16 protein-coding genes are annotated in these 17,918 nt (G+C 43.5%); 9 read left to right on the forward strand and 7 right to left on the reverse strand.

The features are described from left to right. Positions 1-218: 218 nt before the first annotated feature. A complete protein-coding gene (locus EYR97_RS19685; RefSeq protein WP_131095380.1) occupies positions 219-560 on the reverse strand; it encodes a DUF962 domain-containing protein in 342 nt (113 codons plus the stop codon). 200 nt (positions 561-760) lie between these two features. Between EYR97_RS19685 and trxA the strand changes: the two genes are divergently transcribed. Continuing rightward, complete coding sequence (gene trxA / locus EYR97_RS19690) at positions 761-1,630, forward strand: thioredoxin (protein ID WP_131095381.1); 870 nt, start codon at positions 761-763, stop codon at positions 1,628-1,630. A 41-nt stretch (positions 1,631-1,671) separates the two neighbouring features. On the opposite strand, the gene EYR97_RS19695 is transcribed toward trxA, so the two are convergent. After that, complete coding sequence (locus tag EYR97_RS19695) at positions 1,672-2,097, reverse strand: hypothetical protein (protein WP_131095382.1); 426 nt, start codon at positions 2,095-2,097, stop codon at positions 1,672-1,674. Between the two features lie 259 nt (positions 2,098-2,356). Between EYR97_RS19695 and EYR97_RS19700 the strand changes: the two genes are divergently transcribed. From EYR97_RS19700 to EYR97_RS19720, 5 genes are all read left to right on the forward strand, one after another. After that, entirely contained in the window at positions 2,357-3,520 is a 1,164-nt protein-coding gene (locus EYR97_RS19700) for an aminotransferase class V-fold PLP-dependent enzyme (protein ID WP_131095383.1), read from the forward strand. Positions 3,521-3,544: 24 nt separating this feature from the next. Next, positions 3,545-3,730: a DUF2065 domain-containing protein gene (locus EYR97_RS19705; RefSeq protein WP_131095384.1), complete on the forward strand. Its 186-nt coding sequence runs from the start codon at positions 3,545-3,547 to the stop codon at positions 3,728-3,730. Positions 3,731-4,052: 322 nt separating this feature from the next. Further along, positions 4,053-5,351, forward strand: a complete 1,299-nt coding sequence (locus EYR97_RS19710; RefSeq protein WP_131095385.1) for an adenylosuccinate synthase — start codon at positions 4,053-4,055, stop codon at positions 5,349-5,351. 323 nt (positions 5,352-5,674) lie between these two features. Next, the gene (locus EYR97_RS19715; protein WP_131095386.1) at positions 5,675-7,081 is read left to right on the forward strand and encodes an aldehyde dehydrogenase family protein; all 1,407 of its coding nucleotides are present in this window, start codon (positions 5,675-5,677) and stop codon (positions 7,079-7,081) included. Positions 7,082-7,091: 10 nt separating this feature from the next. Continuing rightward, entirely contained in the window at positions 7,092-7,508 is a 417-nt protein-coding gene (locus EYR97_RS19720) for a VOC family protein (protein ID WP_131095387.1), read from the forward strand. Between the two features lie 17 nt (positions 7,509-7,525). Here EYR97_RS19720 and EYR97_RS19725 read toward each other — a convergent pair whose 3' ends face one another. Next, complete coding sequence (locus EYR97_RS19725) at positions 7,526-8,260, reverse strand: PepSY domain-containing protein (protein ID WP_131095388.1); 735 nt, start codon at positions 8,258-8,260, stop codon at positions 7,526-7,528. A 114-nt stretch (positions 8,261-8,374) separates the two neighbouring features. Here EYR97_RS19725 and EYR97_RS19730 point away from each other — a divergent pair, with 114 nt between their 5' ends. Next, entirely contained in the window at positions 8,375-8,845 is a 471-nt protein-coding gene (locus EYR97_RS19730; protein ID WP_131095389.1) for an NYN domain-containing protein, read from the forward strand. A 26-nt stretch (positions 8,846-8,871) separates the two neighbouring features. On the opposite strand, the gene ggt is transcribed toward EYR97_RS19730, so the two are convergent. Together ggt and EYR97_RS19740 are read right to left on the reverse strand one after the other, a co-directional pair. Beyond that, positions 8,872-10,590: a gamma-glutamyltransferase gene (gene ggt / locus EYR97_RS19735; RefSeq protein WP_404840977.1), complete on the reverse strand. Its 1,719-nt coding sequence runs from the start codon at positions 10,588-10,590 to the stop codon at positions 8,872-8,874. A 79-nt stretch (positions 10,591-10,669) separates the two neighbouring features. Then, positions 10,670-12,043, reverse strand: coding sequence for a Na+/H+ antiporter NhaC family protein (locus EYR97_RS19740; protein ID WP_131095390.1), 1,374 nt, complete (start codon positions 12,041-12,043; stop codon positions 10,670-10,672). Positions 12,044-12,454: 411 nt separating this feature from the next. Between EYR97_RS19740 and EYR97_RS19745 the strand changes: the two genes are divergently transcribed. Together EYR97_RS19745 and EYR97_RS19750 are read left to right on the forward strand one after the other, a co-directional pair. Continuing rightward, complete coding sequence (locus EYR97_RS19745) at positions 12,455-14,338, forward strand: glycoside hydrolase family 3 N-terminal domain-containing protein (protein WP_131095391.1); 1,884 nt, start codon at positions 12,455-12,457, stop codon at positions 14,336-14,338. A 10-nt stretch (positions 14,339-14,348) separates the two neighbouring features. Continuing rightward, positions 14,349-15,458, forward strand: coding sequence for a mechanosensitive ion channel family protein (locus tag EYR97_RS19750; RefSeq protein ID WP_131095392.1), 1,110 nt, complete (start codon positions 14,349-14,351; stop codon positions 15,456-15,458). A gap of 113 nt (positions 15,459-15,571) precedes the next feature. Here the strand turns inward: EYR97_RS19750 and EYR97_RS19755 are convergent, their stop codons facing one another. Together EYR97_RS19755 and murQ are read right to left on the reverse strand one after the other, a co-directional pair. After that, entirely contained in the window at positions 15,572-16,945 is a 1,374-nt protein-coding gene (locus EYR97_RS19755) for an exo-beta-N-acetylmuramidase NamZ domain-containing protein (RefSeq protein WP_242635131.1), read from the reverse strand. A 10-nt stretch (positions 16,946-16,955) separates the two neighbouring features. Beyond that, positions 16,956-17,900: an N-acetylmuramic acid 6-phosphate etherase gene (gene murQ, locus EYR97_RS19760; protein ID WP_131095394.1), complete on the reverse strand. Its 945-nt coding sequence runs from the start codon at positions 17,898-17,900 to the stop codon at positions 16,956-16,958. Positions 17,901-17,918: the final 18 nt, after the last annotated feature.

A 17,918-nucleotide genomic window follows, 5' to 3' on the forward strand; every position in this document is an offset into this window, starting at 1 on the left:
AGACGCAATACGTTATTAAGTAACTTTCCTAATAAAGTTACCTACCATATAGGTTTCTTGCATACAGTGACAAGCTTGTGCGGTAAAACCCCCTTCCTACATGATAAGAGCCTGTTTATCTTTGCTCACAAAAAACAAAGATAAACAGGCTCTAATAAAAGCATATCTAAACATCACAAATAATATCGCCTTGGTATTATTGTTTTGATGTCGTCACATTAAGGCTGCGCATTTCCTTTTAAACTTATTTTGCCAGTCAGGATATCTTTAAACATTACCCAATCACCTATAAAGCTATACAGTGGGTATTTAAAGGTAGCGGGTTTATTTTTTTCAAAAAAGAAATGACCAACCCAAGCGAAGCCATAGCCAACCAGTGGAACGAACCAAAGCAATGCCCAATTAGTGGTATAAAAAGCAAGCGCTATAACGCCAAGTACTAACCACGACCCAATAAAGTGCAGTGTTCTGCAGGTGGCGTCGTTGTGTTCGTTCAAATAAAACGGGTAGAACTCGCGAAACGATGTAAATCCAGTAGAGGCTTCAGTTTTAGTGCTCATAATAGGTACTCGCTTTGTAAGTTTAACAGTGTAATTTTACATTAAGTTAACATTGATGGGTGAGCTAAAATGTCATCTATTTGACATTGTTGTGCTCTTTTATGTTTTATCCCTATCAAGCTTGGCTTCGCTGACCTTGTAATTTGACTGCAACTACCCCATATTCCTTGGCATTAAAGAAATGTTTAAAGGCACGCGTTATGGAAAATATTGTTGCGAATAGTCAAGCAACCATCGTAGATATTACGGTAGAAAACTTTCAGCAAATCATTATAGAAGCGTCACAAGAAAAGTTAGTGCTTATTGATTTCTGGGCTGACTGGTGCGAACCCTGCAAAGATTTGATGCCTATTCTAGAGAAGTTGGCAGGCGAATATAAAGACCACTTAATTTTGGCAAAAGTCGACTGTGAAGCACAGCAAGAAGTGGCAGCGCAGTTTGGTATACGCAGTTTGCCGACGGTGATGGTGGTTCAAAATGGTCAACCTGTAGACGGCTTTGCTGGAGTGCAGCCCGAACAGCAAATACGCGAAATGCTCGCTAAATATTTACCTAACCCAGAAGACGACTTGTTGGCTACAGCTGGCAAAGCAATTCAGCAAGGCGACTACGCAGAAGCGCTTCCTGCGGCAAAAGAAGCCCTTGAACTAAACCCAGATAATGTAAATGCCAAGTACATGCTTATCGATTGCTTTATTGAGACTGGGTCAATTGATGCGGCCAAATCTTTGCTTGAAGAGATAAAACTTGTCGATCAAGACTCTCGTTATCGCTCACTTGCTGGAAAAATTGAGCTGGCAGAGCAGGCTGCTGATACGCCTGAAATTCGCCAACTTACCCAAGCGGTAGAAGCTAACCCGGACGATCTGCAATTAAAAGTTGATTTAGCTGTGCAACTACAACAAGCAAATAAGGCACAAGATGCATTGGAGCTGTTGTACTGCGTATTGAAAAAAGAGTTGGGTTTTGGTGATGCACGCAAGCTTATGATGGATATGATGAATGCGCTTCCGGATGGCGACCCATTGAAATCAGAATATCGCCGCAAGGTTTACAGCTTACTTTATTAGATAAGAAAGCGGGGCGTATATAAATGTTTTAAGACGAGTGTTTATCTGGGAACAATTGGTGAATAGCCTTCTTTGTGAAGCCAATTCAATGCACCGAAATACGTTTCAAAATATTCTCTTTCGTACCCCGCAACTTCAAATTCTCGCTGCTTAGCGGGGTGTGTGCGCTCTAGTTGGGCGCGCTTAACCATTCCTGAATCAAGTACATAAGCTGAGCGACGCAGACCTCGCGTGATGTTAACTTTTATGGCATCGGCTAGGCAGGTTTGACACTCAGGCGTCGCTAACACCCAGCGTCTTCCATCCATTAATGCCGCCCATGTTTGGTCGCGGAATTTAGTGGTGAGATCATGCATTTCCTCAACAAAATTTTCCGTTGTCCTTAAATTCCATGCACCCGTGGCAAATACTTCAAGTACGTTGCCTGACACATCTAATGAGTAATTTCCATAATTGGGAAAACGCATAGCCAACCTTTTTTATGTGCATTACTGTATATCAATAACTTACAGTTTCGAATGCTGACAAAGTGCATACTAAAGGGTATAGCAGACTTTTAGGACTTTGTTACAAAAAAGTGTACAGCAAGTTGCAACCTTCTCTCGCTTTTGGGCAAAAGAATTTACACTTAATTTGTAAATAAATGTGTTAGAAATGGCGCAAGCTCATGCCAAAAATGCATAATTTTGGTAGGGTTTGTAGGTCTTTGGTTTTTGGTACTCATCCATGTCATATCAGCAGTTTTATCAGGGCTTCCTTTCGGCAAACAAAAATAAACAACACTACGCATGTCACAGTCACTACTTCTGGCCAGACTGTACACGAGATGCCATGTTGCAATATTGGGATGACAGCGCCAAATACGTTGATGGTAAATGGGGATATTTTTTCGAAACCTTGGTGCCAGAGCTACAGCAGCGCATTAGTACTATCTTAAATACTGGTGCCCCTGAGCAATTGGTATTTGCGCCGAACACCCATGAATTGCTCTATCGGATCATGAGCTGTTTTGATGCCACAAAGCAACTTAAAATTGTTTCTACAGACAGCGAGTTTCACAGTTTTCAGCGTCAAGCTAGCCGCTTACAAGAAAGCGACAATGTAGAAGTGGTAACAGTAGAAACTAAACCTTTTGCCACATTCGCAAGGCGATTTAACGAGGCAATAGCTGAGCATAACCCTGACTTAGTATTCTTCAGTCATGTCTTTTTCAATTCAGGTTATATGGTTAACGACTTAACGGGTATTGTTAACAGTGTAACTAACGACGAGACGATTATCGTTATCGATGGCTACCATGGTTTTATGGCAAAGCCCACCGATTTAAGTGAAGTAGCACATCGCGCGTTCTACCTTGCAGGAAGTTATAAGTACGCTCAAGCAGGTGAGGGCGCGTGTTTTGCTCACGTGCCAATTGGTTGTAATTTACGTCCTGCATATACTGGGTGGTTTGCTGAATTTGGCGCACTAGATAAGCCGAGACCGGGCACCGTACAATACAGTCAAGATGGTATGCGCTTTGCCGGTGCGACCATGGATTTCACTGCGCTGTACCGCTTGCGCGCTGTATTACAGTTGTTTGAAAAACACAGTTTAACGGTAGATGTTATCAATCGACATGTTGTTGATATTCAAAACCACTTTTTAGCCGAGCTTGCAAAGTATAATCACCCACAACTCAATCAAGACAATCTAACGGTGAATGACGAGACTGAGCGAGGGCATTTTCTGACCTTTGAACTGGACAGTGCAGAAACCACAGAAGCACTGGCAAATGCCCTTAAATCACACGGTATCTTAACCGACTACCGAGGCAATAGACTGCGCTTTGGGTTTAGTTTGTATCACACTAAAGACACAATCGATTTGTCAGCAATTGCAACGCTTTAAAAATCGCGTTAGAGGATTTATTTCGTGGATTGGTTGTTACCCGCTTTAGCATTGGTATTAATTGTTGAAGGGCTTGGCCCTTTATTGTTTCCCAATAAATGGCGACGTTATTTGTTACAGGTAAGTCAACAACCCAGCAATCAGTTACGACAAATAGGAGGCGTGCTGGTGGTATTTGGCGTGCTCCTTTTGCTGTATTTTGGTGAGTGATTGCGGGTAATTGCAGGTATTTGCATAGTAAGACGGGAAGTGAGGGTGTCAGTATCGGCGGTGGTCACTATGACCTATCCTAGCAGCGTGATGAAACGTACTAGACCACTTGTTCAGTTTTAATCAGCATTTTAACTACTAAAACTTTGCAAATTAATACGTTACAGAATGCGTCTCTTTGCTTGACTCTTTTCAATGGCGTTTTAGGAAATTATGGAAGCAAAAATAAAACGCTTTTCGTTGCATTTTTGTGCGAAAAAGGGGTGATCCTTTGCGTAGAATTTTGTAGAATCCCCGCCTAATTTTTTAACACATATGATTCATGGCAAAGAACGTTGTGGTACTCGGCACTCAATGGGGTGACGAGGGTAAAGGCAAGGTCGTAGACCTACTCACTGATCGCGCAAAATATGTTGTTCGCTACCAAGGCGGGCACAATGCAGGTCACACTCTAGTTATAGACGGTGAAAAAACCGTACTTCACTTAATCCCATCAGGCATTTTACGTGACAATGTTACCTGCATAATTGGTAACGGTGTTGTGCTAAGCCCAGACGCACTAATGAAAGAAATTACTATGCTTGAAGAGCGTGGTGTTCCTGTGCGCGAGCGCTTAAAGATTAGTGAAGCTTGTCCGCTTATTCTTCCGTATCACATTGCACTTGATGTTGCGCGTGAAAAAGCGCGTGGCGCAAAGGCAATTGGTACTACAGGCCGTGGTATCGGTCCTGCGTATGAAGACAAAGTGGCCCGTCGCGGCTTGCGCGTTGGCGATCTGTTTAATGCAGAAGATTTCGCTGCCAAGCTTAAAGAAGTACTCGACGTACATAACTTTACACTTACACAATACTATGGCGCAGAAGCGGTTGACTTCGATGAGACCTTAAAAGGTGCGATGGAAGTGGCTGATATCCTTAAAGCCATGGTTGTTGATGTTACCGACGAACTAGATAAAGCGCACAATGCCGGTTTACCTATCATGTTTGAGGGTGCACAAGGCACTTTATTAGACATCGACCACGGTACTTACCCATATGTTACATCGTCAAACACAACAGTTGGTGGTGTTGCTACAGGTGCTGGCTTTGGCCCACTTAAACTCGACTACGTTTTAGGTATTGTTAAAGCCTATACCACTCGCGTTGGTTCAGGTCCATTCCCTACCGAACTAGACTGTGAAGTGGGTGAACACCTTGGCGTGAAAGGTCACGAGTTTGGCGCAACCACAGGTCGTAAGCGCCGTACTGGTTGGTTTGACGCGGTAGCGATGAGGCGCGCGGTTCAAATTAACTCGATAACGGGTTTCTGCTTAACAAAGCTTGATGTACTTGATGGCCTAGAAAGTCTTCAGATTTGTGTTGGCTATAAAGATGCTGATGGAAACGTTAAAGACGTACCACCTATGGCAGCAGACGGTTACGAGAAAGTAACACCTGTTTATGAAGAAATGCCGGGTTGGACAGACAATACCTTTGGTGTAACTGAGTTTGACGCATTGCCACAAGCAGCGAAAAATTACATCAAACGTCTTGAAGACATCACTGGTGTTCCGGTTGATATCGTATCAACAGGGCCAGATAGAAACGAAACTATTGTTTTGCGTCATCCTTACGACGCATAAAAAACAGTAAACGTTTGAAAAAAGCCCAGCACTGCTGGGCTTTTTTGTGTTTTCGAGTTGGCGCGCTCGAATTTGTGCTATCGAGCAGCCAAAGCTCATTTCAGTGGCGCTGCCCCAGTCGTTTGAAATGTGCCATTGCCAAAGCCCGAAAACGGCTTACCCATAGGAGACTTACCCGTATCACTTACTCATTCTGATAGCAGTAAATACAAAATTTCTTAACATATTCGTTAACAATTTAGTTGCGTTGCGCGCTAACATCCCTATTAATATAAGAGATAAAGCTAATTTTCTTCGCGTTAAAACGCCACTGGAGTCTTCTCATGCCAAACAGACCTTCGCTTCATGCGGTTGAATCAGGTATTTGTTTTGTTGATACCGTGCAAAAACTCAATGACAGTTACATGACCGGTAAAACCCACGCACTTGATTGGCGCAAAACCCAGCTGTTGGCATTAAAGCGTATGTTAGTTGAGAATGAGCACGATATTCTCAAGGCGCTTAAAGACGATCTTGGTAAGTGTAAAACAGAGGCGGTTGTTGCTGAGCACGGCTTTTTGTTATCTGATATCAAACATACGCTAAAACACCTTAATAAGTGGGTGAAGCCTAGGAAAGTCTCTACGCCCATGGCGGCATGGCCAGGAAAAAGTTTTCAACAACCAGAGCCCCTCGGCACTGTTCTTATTATTGGTGCTTGGAACTATCCATTACAGCTGTTACTGGCACCTTATATCGCGGCAATTGCAGCGGGTAACTGTGCTGTACTGAAACCTTCTGAGCTGTCACCTGCCACGTCTTCGCTTGTGGCAAAGTTAATACCGCAATACATGGACACGTCATGTGTGGAAGTCATTGAAGGCGCCAAAGACGAAGCCACCGCGCTTCTTGCTTGCCAATGGGATCACATTTTTTATACTGGCGGTGAAGCAGTAGGTAAAATTGTTATGACAGCTGCTGCACGTCACCTTACACCGGTAACCTTGGAGCTTGGCGGTAAGAGCCCTTGCTTTGTTGACAAGAAAACTAATCTACAAGTAACTGCACGCCGCTTAGTGTGGGGGAAATGGATGAATGCAGGGCAGACCTGTATTGCACCCGATTATGTTATCGTAGAAAAAGGCACCGAATACGAACTTATCGATGCCATTAAGCTGGAGCTGAGTAAGCAGTTTGGTAAAAATCCGCTTACATCCAGAGATTATGGCAACATCGTCAATCATCGTCACCTGAGCCGTTTACAAAGTTACTTAGAGGGGATGAATGTGGTGCATGGTGGCGAGGTTGATGAAGCTCGCCCAACGATGGCACCAACCATTGTATTAGAGCCTTCCTTAGACAGCGCGGTAATGAAAGAGGAAATTTTTGGCCCTATATTGCCTATCATTACAGTTAATAGTATTGATGACGGTATTGCCTTTGTGAATAAAAGGCCCAAGCCGCTTGCGTTATACGCTTTTAGCGACAATGATGAGGTGCTAGATCACATCATCAAAAACACAACATCAGGCAGTGTTTGCACCAACGATACTATGATGTTTATGACCAACCCTGAGTTGCCATTTGGTGGAGTAGGCAGTAGCGGAATGGGAAGCTATCATGGTCGCGCAGGTTTTGATACGTTCAGTCATATCAAAACAGTTATGAAGCGTTCATTTGCTCTTGATGTACCGTTTCGGTATGCACCGTTTTCAAAATTAAAATTATCACTACTTAAGAAGTTCTTATAAAGGAAGCATTATGCCACAGCCGTTTCACCTTGCCATTCCTGTCACCAATCTGCACGATGCAGAAGCATTTTACGGTGAGCTACTCGGTTGTGGTAAAGGGCGAAGTGATACACAGTGGATTGACTGGAATTTTTTCGGTCACCAACTGGTTACCCATTGCGTAGAACAAATGCCCTCGCCGCCATCTCACAATGGTGTTGATAATCACGCTGTTCCAGTGCCGCATTTTGGTGTTGTGCTTTCAATGCAAGATTGGCAGGCATTAGCAAGTAAACTAGAACGTGCTGACATCGAATTTGTTATAGCACCTTACATACGTTTTAAAGGGCAACCAGGCGAACAAGCCACTATGTTCTTTAAAGATCCCTTCGGCAATGCACTGGAATTTAAGGCTTTTGCTGACATCGAGCAGCTATTCGCTACGTAAATAGCTGCTTCGCCCACTTAACGTCTAAATATACTGCGATTACGACGAGGCCTAAAACGCTGATAAAGCAGGATTAGGCCAGTTAGGGTAAACAATACCGCACTGCCAGAAAACGTTAGTAATAATGGACTATTAAAGTTACTTCTGTCTTTGTAATCCATGATATGCAGCATCCACATAAAATCGAACAGACGCCATGTATTGGTGCGTACACGCATCACCGAACCTGTATTTGGGTCTAGGTAAAATCGCGTCTCAAGCTCATCATCAAACTGAACTTGCCAAAGAGGGGCGGTAAGGTTTTGCACTTCTTGAGGTAATTCATCAATAAGCGCAGTGGTAACAACATTACCATCGCCCTGATATTGATGTGTGGCGAGCGCAGCAATAGCGTCTTCGTCTAACGCTGAAAGCAATTCCCCAGTTTGCGCATTATAGCGATATGTACTGCCGTCGTTGGTAATCTGATACACGGGTATGCTGCTTAACGCATCATTTTCACCAGAGCGAGAATCAACAATAACGCGCTGCGAAAAAGATAACGACGCGTCTTTACCGTATGAATGCAATACGGAAGAAGGGGAGGTTGCAGCGAGGTGCCAAGAGGTCTGAGGTGAGGTTTTTAAATGGTTCCCTCGCACTTCTTCAATGGGCAAGTAGGCCATAACGAACCCACTGATAAACCACAAGCCAATCTGTATTCCTAAGATAAGCCCCAGATAATTATGAAGCGAACGCATCAACCTAAACATAATTTATTGTCTATTTTTTATTATTATTCGTTTATACAAACAGATAATAACGAATAGCGCAACAATTCGCGTTACACTGGTGTTATTGAAAAGCATTTAAAAGAAGATGATACATTGGAAAACGCCCTCATTTTAGCCGACGTACAAAATGTTTATTACACCTGTCGTCAGGCTTACAAACGCAATTTTAACTACAACAAATTGTGGAGTAGTGTTAGCCAACAAATGTCTATTCAAATGGCTTTTGCTTATGCAATAGATAAAGGCGACACCAAGCAGCGCGAGTTTCAAAATATCCTGCGAGCAATTGGGTTTGAGGTTAAATTAAAGCCTTTTATCCAACGAGCAGATGGCTCTGCGAAAGGTGATTGGGATGTTGGGCTAACTGTAGATGCATTAGAACACGCGTCACATGTTGATCATGTGGTGTTGCTTTCAGGTGATGGTGACTTTGATATCTTGGTTGAAACTTTAAAAGCAAAAGGAAAAACGGTGACGGTTTACGGTGTGCCTTCACTTACCGCAGACAGTTTGCAAAAAGCAGCATCTAGGTTTGTTCCCATTGATACTGCTTTTTTGTTGTAGCTTTCGTTTTAGTACGCCATTCCCGGCTACTGAGAAACGATACTCTTTCCTCGGCCACTCTTTTCAGAGGCAGCATCTAAACCAGTAGACGTGCGCTTAATTAAGTGCACATCACCGAAGCGTCGGTTATCAATAATATAGCCTTTAGCCTCTAGTGCTTTCAGTGTGCCTTCATCAAAACCATCGTGCATTCGAATGGTGTCTTTGGGTAAAAGCTGGTGATGGAAGCGAGGTGCGTTAGCGGCGTCCTCTGCACTCATGTCATATAACAAAGCGTTCAACAATGACTGGGTTACTGATGAAATGATAGTTGTGCCGCCAGGCGAGCCTGTAACTAAAACTACCTTATCGTCTTTGGTAACAAGGGTTGGCGTCATTGACGATAACATGCGTTTGTAGGGTTCAATAGCATTGGCTTCCCCACCTACGGCACCAAAAAAGTTTGGTACACCGGGTTTTGCACTGAAGTCGTCCATTTCATCGTTGAGCAAAAAGCCTGCACCAGCAACCACTACACCACTGCCAAACGTTAAGTTAATGGTTGTGGTATTTGCAACGGCATTGCCCCATTTGTCCATTACTGAAAAATGTGTAGTATCTTCGCTCTCTTTAAGTCCTGGCTTTATGGTTTCGGTTACAGATATTTCTTGTGGCTGAATAGCCTGTGCGCGCTGCGCAATGTAAGTGGGCTCAGTGAGTTCTGCGACCGGTACTGAAACAAAGTCTGGATCGCCCATATACTCTGCGCGATCGGCAAATACGCGCTTACCAATTTCCGACATCACGTGAATATAGTCTGTACTGTTTTGTTCAGGCAAAGTGTGAGTTTTTGTATATGCTTCCAGCATACCAATCCACTGCGCTACCGCTACACCACCTGAACTTGGCGGTGGTGCTGTCACAAGCTCATAGCCCTGCCACGTTAAATGCAGTGGTTTGCGCCATACCGCTTTGTACGCTAACAAATCATCGTAGCTAATAAGGCCACCGTTTTGCTGCATGAATTCCACAATATGCTCGGCCACTTCACCGGTATAAAAACCTGCTTTACCTTTGCTTTGTATGGCCTTTAACGTAGTAGCAAGTTCTGGCTGTTTGAATAATGTATTTGCTTTTGCGTGAGCGAAGTACTGACTGAAATTACTCTTGATGCCTTTCTCTTGAGTTCGTGAAATATAATGTGCAATATTGCCCGCCAGTTTTTCATGCACGATAAAACCATTTTCCGCTAACTCCACTGCGGGTTGTAGCAGACGCTCCCAGCTCAACGTGCCGTATTTCTTATGCGCAGCCCACATCCCCGCTACCGTTCCAGGTATACCTGATGCCTTAGCGCCAAAGAGTAATTCATGGGTTTTTACATCGCCCTTGTCATCTAAATACATATCGCGATGGGCTTTACTTGGTGCCATTTCACGGTAGTCAAGAAAGTCGGTAGCATCTTCATACTTAATGGTCATAAAACCACCGCCCCCTACGTTGCCCGCTTCAGGAAGTGTTACTGCCAGTACAAACTGTGCCGTAATGGCTGCATCAATGGCATTTCCACCTTCTTGTAAGACTTGCATTGCGGCATCGGCGCTATAGCTGTCAGGCATGGCAACAGCTTGCTGACTAAGTTCAGAAGAGGTTACGACATGCGCTGTGTTATTGGTGTCTTGTGGCGCATAAGCGCACCCAACTGCAATACCTACAAATGCTAAAGTAACTACTAGGTAAAGTTTCTTCGTCATTTTGCTAATCATGTATAACCTCCTTTATATCCATAAAAAGTGTGTCTGCGATTTGCCATGCGTGTGAATAAAAGCGCACTGTACGTGTTTGTTACAGCATCACTAAACTTGCGACAAAATAGGCAATAAGGGTGAGTGCCCCAGCAAAAAGTGCATAGGGGAACTGAGTTTTTACGTGTGTGAGTACATCACATCCTGCTGCCAACGATGACACTGCGGTAGTGTCAGAAATGGGAGAGCAGTGATCGCCAAAAATTCCGCCTCCTAAAATAGCGCCTATTACCAATGATGGGGGTAACCCTAAACTTTGAATAAGGGGAACACCAATTGGAATTAATATGGCGAAAGTACCCCACGATGTGCCGGTAGTAAATGACATAATGGCACCAGCAATAAATAGCATTGGAACAATTAATACAACGGGTAAGTATTCACCCACAATGCCAGCAACAAAAACGCCTGTTCCTAATTCTTTTAGGCTGTTTCCTAAGGTTAGTGATAACAGCACAATGGTCACCAAGGGCAGTAATTCACCCATTCCCTTAAACCCAATATCTACCGCTTCTTTGTGGGTAAAACGTTTGTGAATAAGCAACAAACCATATGCAATGGCTGTAGCAAGCGCTGTCGCGTAAAGAACGGATTTACTACCGCTCCCCTCAGACAGTACACCATTGCCTGTCCAAAACATAAAGCCGACCATGCTTAACACCATGACAAGCAATGGTACTAACATAAAGCGTGCTTTCGTAGCAGGTTCGGTTACTTGGGTTGCCTCGGTGCTAGATAGCGCCAGTTCTTCGTCCTGCATCAGCCCGTGAACTTTGTCGGCCGAAATGGTGTAGGCCACGATTATCAACGTGAAAATGGCGTAAAAATTGAAAAATACACTGCCCCATAGAATAGAAGCAGAAGACGCTGGTAGTTCGTAGCTGTCGAGTAAACTTAAAATAAACGCACCCCAACCATTGAGTAATATCAGGATGCACACGGGGGCACTGGTAGAGTCGATAATATAGGCTAGCCGTGCTCTACTCATTGAGAAGCGATCAAACAAGCCGCGCGCGAAAATACCGGCTGTCAGTACACTTAAGTTTGATTCGATAAAAACAGCAATACCAGTCAGCATGGTAAGACCGCCCACTTGGCGTCGACTCTTTGCTACGCCTTTGCCAACCAAGTAGTTCACCGTTGCGGTTACACCACCTGAATCTCGAATAAAAGCGAGTAACGCGCCCACAAGTACTGAGAAAATAAGCACGCGGGTATTACCTGGGCTTGAAGCAGTATCAACAACACGTTCAATAGCGTTTATTGGGGCCATAAAGCTAGTGGTTATATCAGCATTGACTAAAATGAGGGCCTCTGCACACAGCACAGCTAATGCTAGAGCTAGGATGACTTCTTTTTTCCAAAAAACGACAGCAATAGCCACGAGAGGGGGGATGACTGACATCCAATCCATACTTCTTTCCAATGTTAAATGTTTTAGTTATTTCTGAGCTTTTGAAATGCAATTCACCCTTGTAACCGAGTGTCAATTCGCGGGTCTAGTCAGAAAAACCAAAGGGTGAACCTATGATGAATAACCTACTAACCTGCTAAAGTTATAAAGGTGACAGGCTCAATATTTACTACAATTCATGCGTCTATGCGCTTCTTTTTATACAAATCACATAGCACATTACACACTAATTTATGGTAGCGTACCGTATTGTTCGTTGTGATACCAAGGATATGATCAACATTGCTATTTTCTCAATTATTTAGGTCCTTTTCTTCATCTCACCTAAATAGGTATGTTGCTAGTTTATTTGCTCTGTTCGGCTGGAGCATTTGTGCTCAAGCGCAGCCTACTCTAACGAGCCTAGCATCGATGCAACTTACAACCAATTTGACTGAGCTAGCATTGGAAAAAGAAACGCACGCAATGCTGGGTCAAAAAATTATCCTGGATTTTCGTTATTTCTGTAATGACGATACACCGTCAAATCAATGTCGCACGCCATTGACCGAGATCCCTTCGGAAATTTTAGAGTTACTCAGTACACACAATATTGGTGGAGTTATACTTTTTTCCGAAAATATCAAAGACTCCACTCAATTAATTACTTTAAATTACACCATGCAACAGCACATGGCACAAAAGGGGCTGTCACCATTATTTATCGCTGTAGATCAAGAAGGCGGCAGAGTGGCTCGGTTACCATCAGCATTGCTTCCTCCTTTTGCAGGCAATATGGCCATAGGTGCCAGTTTTCATCATCACGGCGTGGCATTTTCTGAGAATATTGCCGCTTACATTGGGCAAACGCTATTGCCTTTGGGGATCAACACAAACTTTGCGCCCTCGGTAGATGTAAACAGTGAACCGAAGAATCCCGTCATTAATATACGAAGTTTCTCTGAGCAACCTCAGCAAGTTGCCGCATTGGGGGGCGCGTTTGTGAAAGCAATGCAAGGTGCTGGTGTCATTAGCGCTCTAAAGCACTTTCCCGGTCACGGTGACACTCATATTGATAGTCATACTGGGTTGCCCCGAGTGGATCATACGCGTTCACATGCTATGTCCAGTGATATACTGCCTTTTGCCAGTATTATCAATAGTGAAAGTGCTCCCGCCATGGTGATGACAGCGCATATTCAGTATCCGTCTTTGGACAGCACGACGGTGGAAGACAAAAAAGGGAATATGCAAGTTTTACCTGCCACGCTATCGAAGCGAATTATCACAGATTTACTCAGAGCTCAGCTTGGTTATCAAGGGGTGGTGGTAACTGACGCACTTGATATGGGTGGAATCTCGCAGTTTTTTGAGCCCGAGGAGGCTATGTTGAAGGCGTTTCAAGCCGGTGCTGATATTGCTTTAATGCCATTCACAATACGCAACCACAGTGACATTCAAGAATTTGGTCATTTGATGCAAACGGTTTCTAGGCGCTTGCAAAGCAGCAAAGAGAATCTTGATATCCTTAAGGCATCGTACAATCGAATTAATAAAGTCAAACAACGTTATCAGTTGCAGAAGTTTGTTAGTAAACCCCAATCATGGTGGATAAAAGAACTTAAAGGGCGGAGCGATACCTCCAACACTACTTCTAGTTCCCATTCTCATAAGGGTAAATATCTTGAGAGAGCGCTTTCTGAAGCTGCAGCCACCGTTTTGTATGGCAAATCTCATTTACCGCTCACACAGAAACAGTGGTTAGCACTAATGCCTGATACAGCAAGATGTTTAGCGTTTGAATCAGCAATACTGAAGAGCTTTAAGATACAAGGAAATGCCGAAACAGAGCTTCAATTCGCGTGTTTACCACTTACCTCTTTGCCGAACAAACGGTTGACCAAGCGCCTTATTACTGAATCCAACGTACTGATCGTTGGAGATATCACTCCACAACATGCTAATTACGAACTAGGCGGTCTAGATAATAAAGAAAGCATAGCTAAAAGAGCTAAGTTGGATGATGTTCACGCGTTTGCGAAAGAAATGATGCAGTTTGCCAAATCAGAAGACAAAACCGTGGTATTTACACCGTTTCGCATGCCCTATATAGCCGCTGAGGTTAAACCTTTTACAGATATTGCGATTGCTACGTTTAGCTATGTAGTAACCATAGAATCTGAAGTAAACGAAGCGACAGTAGTACATAGTCACGTATTTAATGCATTGGCTCATGTATTGACAGGTAAAATAAAAGCACAAGGGCGATCCCCTGTCAGTAAGATGCAATTACTTTCTGACAGTAAAATCCAATAAGGAGCGCCAGATGGACTCACAACATCTTCTCGACAACCTACTTAACGTTATTTTTCTTTTCATCCCGTTGATTATCGTAATTGTTTTGGTTTTGGGAAGCCTCGCTGGGCTTCATTATTTTCTACTGGCTAAACACGGGCACCTTTCTAGTGAGCAAAAATTGCTTAGACAAGTAAGTATGTTGGTACTTACTATTGTAGGATCTGTTGTAATTGCGATGACATTACCGGTTAGTGAAAGTACACGAAACCAAGTTATTGCTCTTATCGGAGTATTGCTTTCTGGTGTTATCGCCTTTTCTTCTACCACTATAGTCAGTAATTTAATGGCGGGTATCGTCCTTAGAGTAAACAAACCATTTAAGGTGGGAGACTTTATTAAGGTAGACCGATACAGCGGTAGAGTGACCGAAATGGGGTTACTAGATACCGAGATCCAAACCGAAAGTCGAGAGCTCATTGCCTTTGCGAATACGTTGATGGTGAATTCTCCAGTGTCAGTAACACGAGCATCGGGAGCGGTGGTGAGCGTTGAGTTGAGTTTAGGGTATGATCTACACCATAGCTTGGTAGAGCGCTTCCTGATTGAAGCGGCAAAGGCCGCACAGCTGTCAGATCCTTTTGTGCAAGTAATATCCTTGGGTGATTTCTCTGTTAGTTATCGGGTTTCTGGCTTGTTGCTTGAGGTTAATAGTTTAGTGAGTGCGCGGTCTCGCTTACACAAAGCCGTTCTTGATACCCTACATAACAACGATATAGAGATAGTTTCTCCGGCATTTGTTAATCAAAGACCACAAATTGAGGGCTCTAGAATATTGGCTAAAACACCTAGACAGAACATTCTTTCAACAGCTATGGCTGATGCTTATTCATCCACTGTAGAAAATACTCCAGAGAATGTTATTTTTGATAAAGCGGAGCAAGCGCAACAACAGGCGAGAACTAAGGATTCACTTACTCAAGCGTTAGCTGAAATTGAATCTCAACTAGAAAATGCACAAGGAGAAAATAAAGCAGAACTAAAGCTAAAAAAAGAGAAAATTGAAGAAACGTTAGGCGAATTGATAAATCAAAAGCTTCAAGATGATGACGTGGTAACCACTACAAACAGGAATATTTGAGTGCTCAAGTTTACGAAATAGTTAACTTGAATTGGCAAATGTAACGGCCATCTATATCATTAGCAATTTGGTAAGACGAACAAACGAGACTGCGATAGCTGCCTGTTAGTTGCTCATTTTTGTTCTTTTTCTGGATAGAGTAAATAAGAGTGGCGTTTGCGTTTAAACCCCTCTAAATCTTGTTGCCATGAATCTCGTATCTGCTTTGCGTTTACACCGTTTTCTAGCATTTTTCGTAGTTGATCCGTACCAGCTAATTTATCAAAAAACGCGGGGCGAGTGAAAAAGACATCATCTTTTCCTTTCATTAAATTAAACTGTTTGTAAGTGTTTACTATCATTTCAATGTTTAGCCCTTCTATTTTATTATTCTTGGTAAAATTATGTGTGTTAGTGTTTACTAACATGGTGGCGTAAAGTTCTGTGTCTTCGTGTTTTGGAGAAGGCGCTGCCTGATTAGCCTTCACCGTTATACGGTCGTCACCAATAGGTACTGTCGGGTGACCAACTAATTGAAAAGGAAATGTTGTACCTCTGCCAACACTGATATCAGTGCCTTCAAAAAAACACAATGTGGGGTAAAGGGTTATAGCGGCATCATTTGGTAAGTTTGGACTTGGTGAAACAGGTAGCGAATAAATCTGCTGTTTAACGTAGTTTGATATAGGTATAACCGTTAGAGTAGAGGTGCTATCAGCAGGGATGTCAGCCCAGTTCTCACCCAATATCATATTGGCCAGTTCGCCAAGCGTCATGCCGTGCAATACGGGAATGGGGTGCATACCCACAAATGATGAGAAAGCGCTTTCTAGTAAAGGGCCGTCTACAAATCGTCCATTGGGGTTGGGGCGGTCGAGCACAATCACATCAATGTTATTTTCAAAGGCTGCTTCAATCACATAATGCAGCGTACTTAAGTAAGTATAAAACCTTACGCCCACATCCTGGATATCAAAGACAAGGGTATCGATATCGGACAGCATCTCAGGTGTTGGCTTTTTGGTTTTGCCGTACAGTGAAAAAATGGGCAATCCAGTCTTTGCATCGATATGGTTGTTGACCTTTTCACCAGCGCCTTTGTCACCGCGAAAACCATGTTCAGGGGACAGCACCGCAGTAACATTGATATTTTTAGCTAGCAGTTTGTCGAGTAAATGTGTGCTATTTGTGTATTGAGCAGCCATGTCCATTTTCGACTCGCCCGTAAACTTCACATGGCGCTTCACACCGCCCTTGATATCGTTCTTCACATCGCGCGCTACATCAAACTCTCGCAAAAGGGCACTTTGATTAACCACTAATCCAACCCGTTTACCTTCTAATAATGGTAAGTAAGTACTGAGCTGTTCAGCACCCATGACTAATTCTTTCTTAGCGCTAACGGCGTTGCTAGCATGGACTGACTCAGTAAGCGTCGCGTTTGCGTTGGCATAGTAACTACCAGCAAAGGTATAAAGCGTGCACCAGAAAATGATTAAAACTCGCATGTTTAGAAATCTAGTTATTAGAGTGTGAAGAGGTGATGGCATGTCGCAAATAGCCTTGATGCTCACTAAGCTGTTCGCTGGCGCCTTTTGACGTCAAACCCGTCAGTATCATAAGAATAGCTACCTTAGCTTTATTATTGCACTCGGTGAGGGCGTTTTGCGCTGTTGCTTCGTCGCATTCAGTGGCTTGCATAACAATTCTAAGTGCGCGAGCTTTTAACTTTTCATTGGTAGCATTCACATCCACCATTAGGTTTTGGTAAGTTTTCCCAAGTTTGATCATAGTAGCGGTGCTAATCATGTTCAGAATCATTTTTTGCGCCGTACCTGACTTCATACGTGTACTGCCGGTAAGGGCTTCTGCGCCCACCACAGGGCAAATGGTAATATCTGCGTATGTAAAAATACTTGCGTTGGGGCTACAAGCAATTGCTGCGGTAGCGCATCCTAGCGATTTGGCGTATTCAAGTGCGCCACTTACGTAAGGCGTGCGCCCACTAGCAGATAATCCCACTACAGTGTCATTCATGTGAAGGGCTATATTCTCTAAATCGATCTTTCCCGCTGCAGTGTTGTCTTCTGCTCCTTCAACAGCGTGAACAAGGGCTTTATTGCCTCCTGCGATAATACCCACAACCAATGAGTCTGGAACGCTAAACGTGGGGCGGCATTCAACAGCATCTAATATGCCTAATCGCCCACTGGTACCAGCCCCGATATATATTAAACGGCCGCCTTTTTGAATACTGGTAGTGGCTGCATCTACCACTTGGGCAATACTCGGTATTTGAGTCTCAACAGCCTGTGCCACCTTTTTATCTTCATTGTTGATACGCTTTAAAATGCCTTCACTTGGCAAAGTATCGATATCTAAAGTATTCGGGTTTCGCCCCTCAGATACAATTCGCTCTAGAGAGTGGGCCAAAGTATGAAGGTGTGCATGTTCGTTGGACATTAAAAAGCCTTAGTGATG

It is taken from the genome of Alteromonas sp. KUL42 (assembly GCF_006538325.1).
Lineage (GTDB): Bacteria > Pseudomonadota > Gammaproteobacteria > Enterobacterales > Alteromonadaceae > Alteromonas.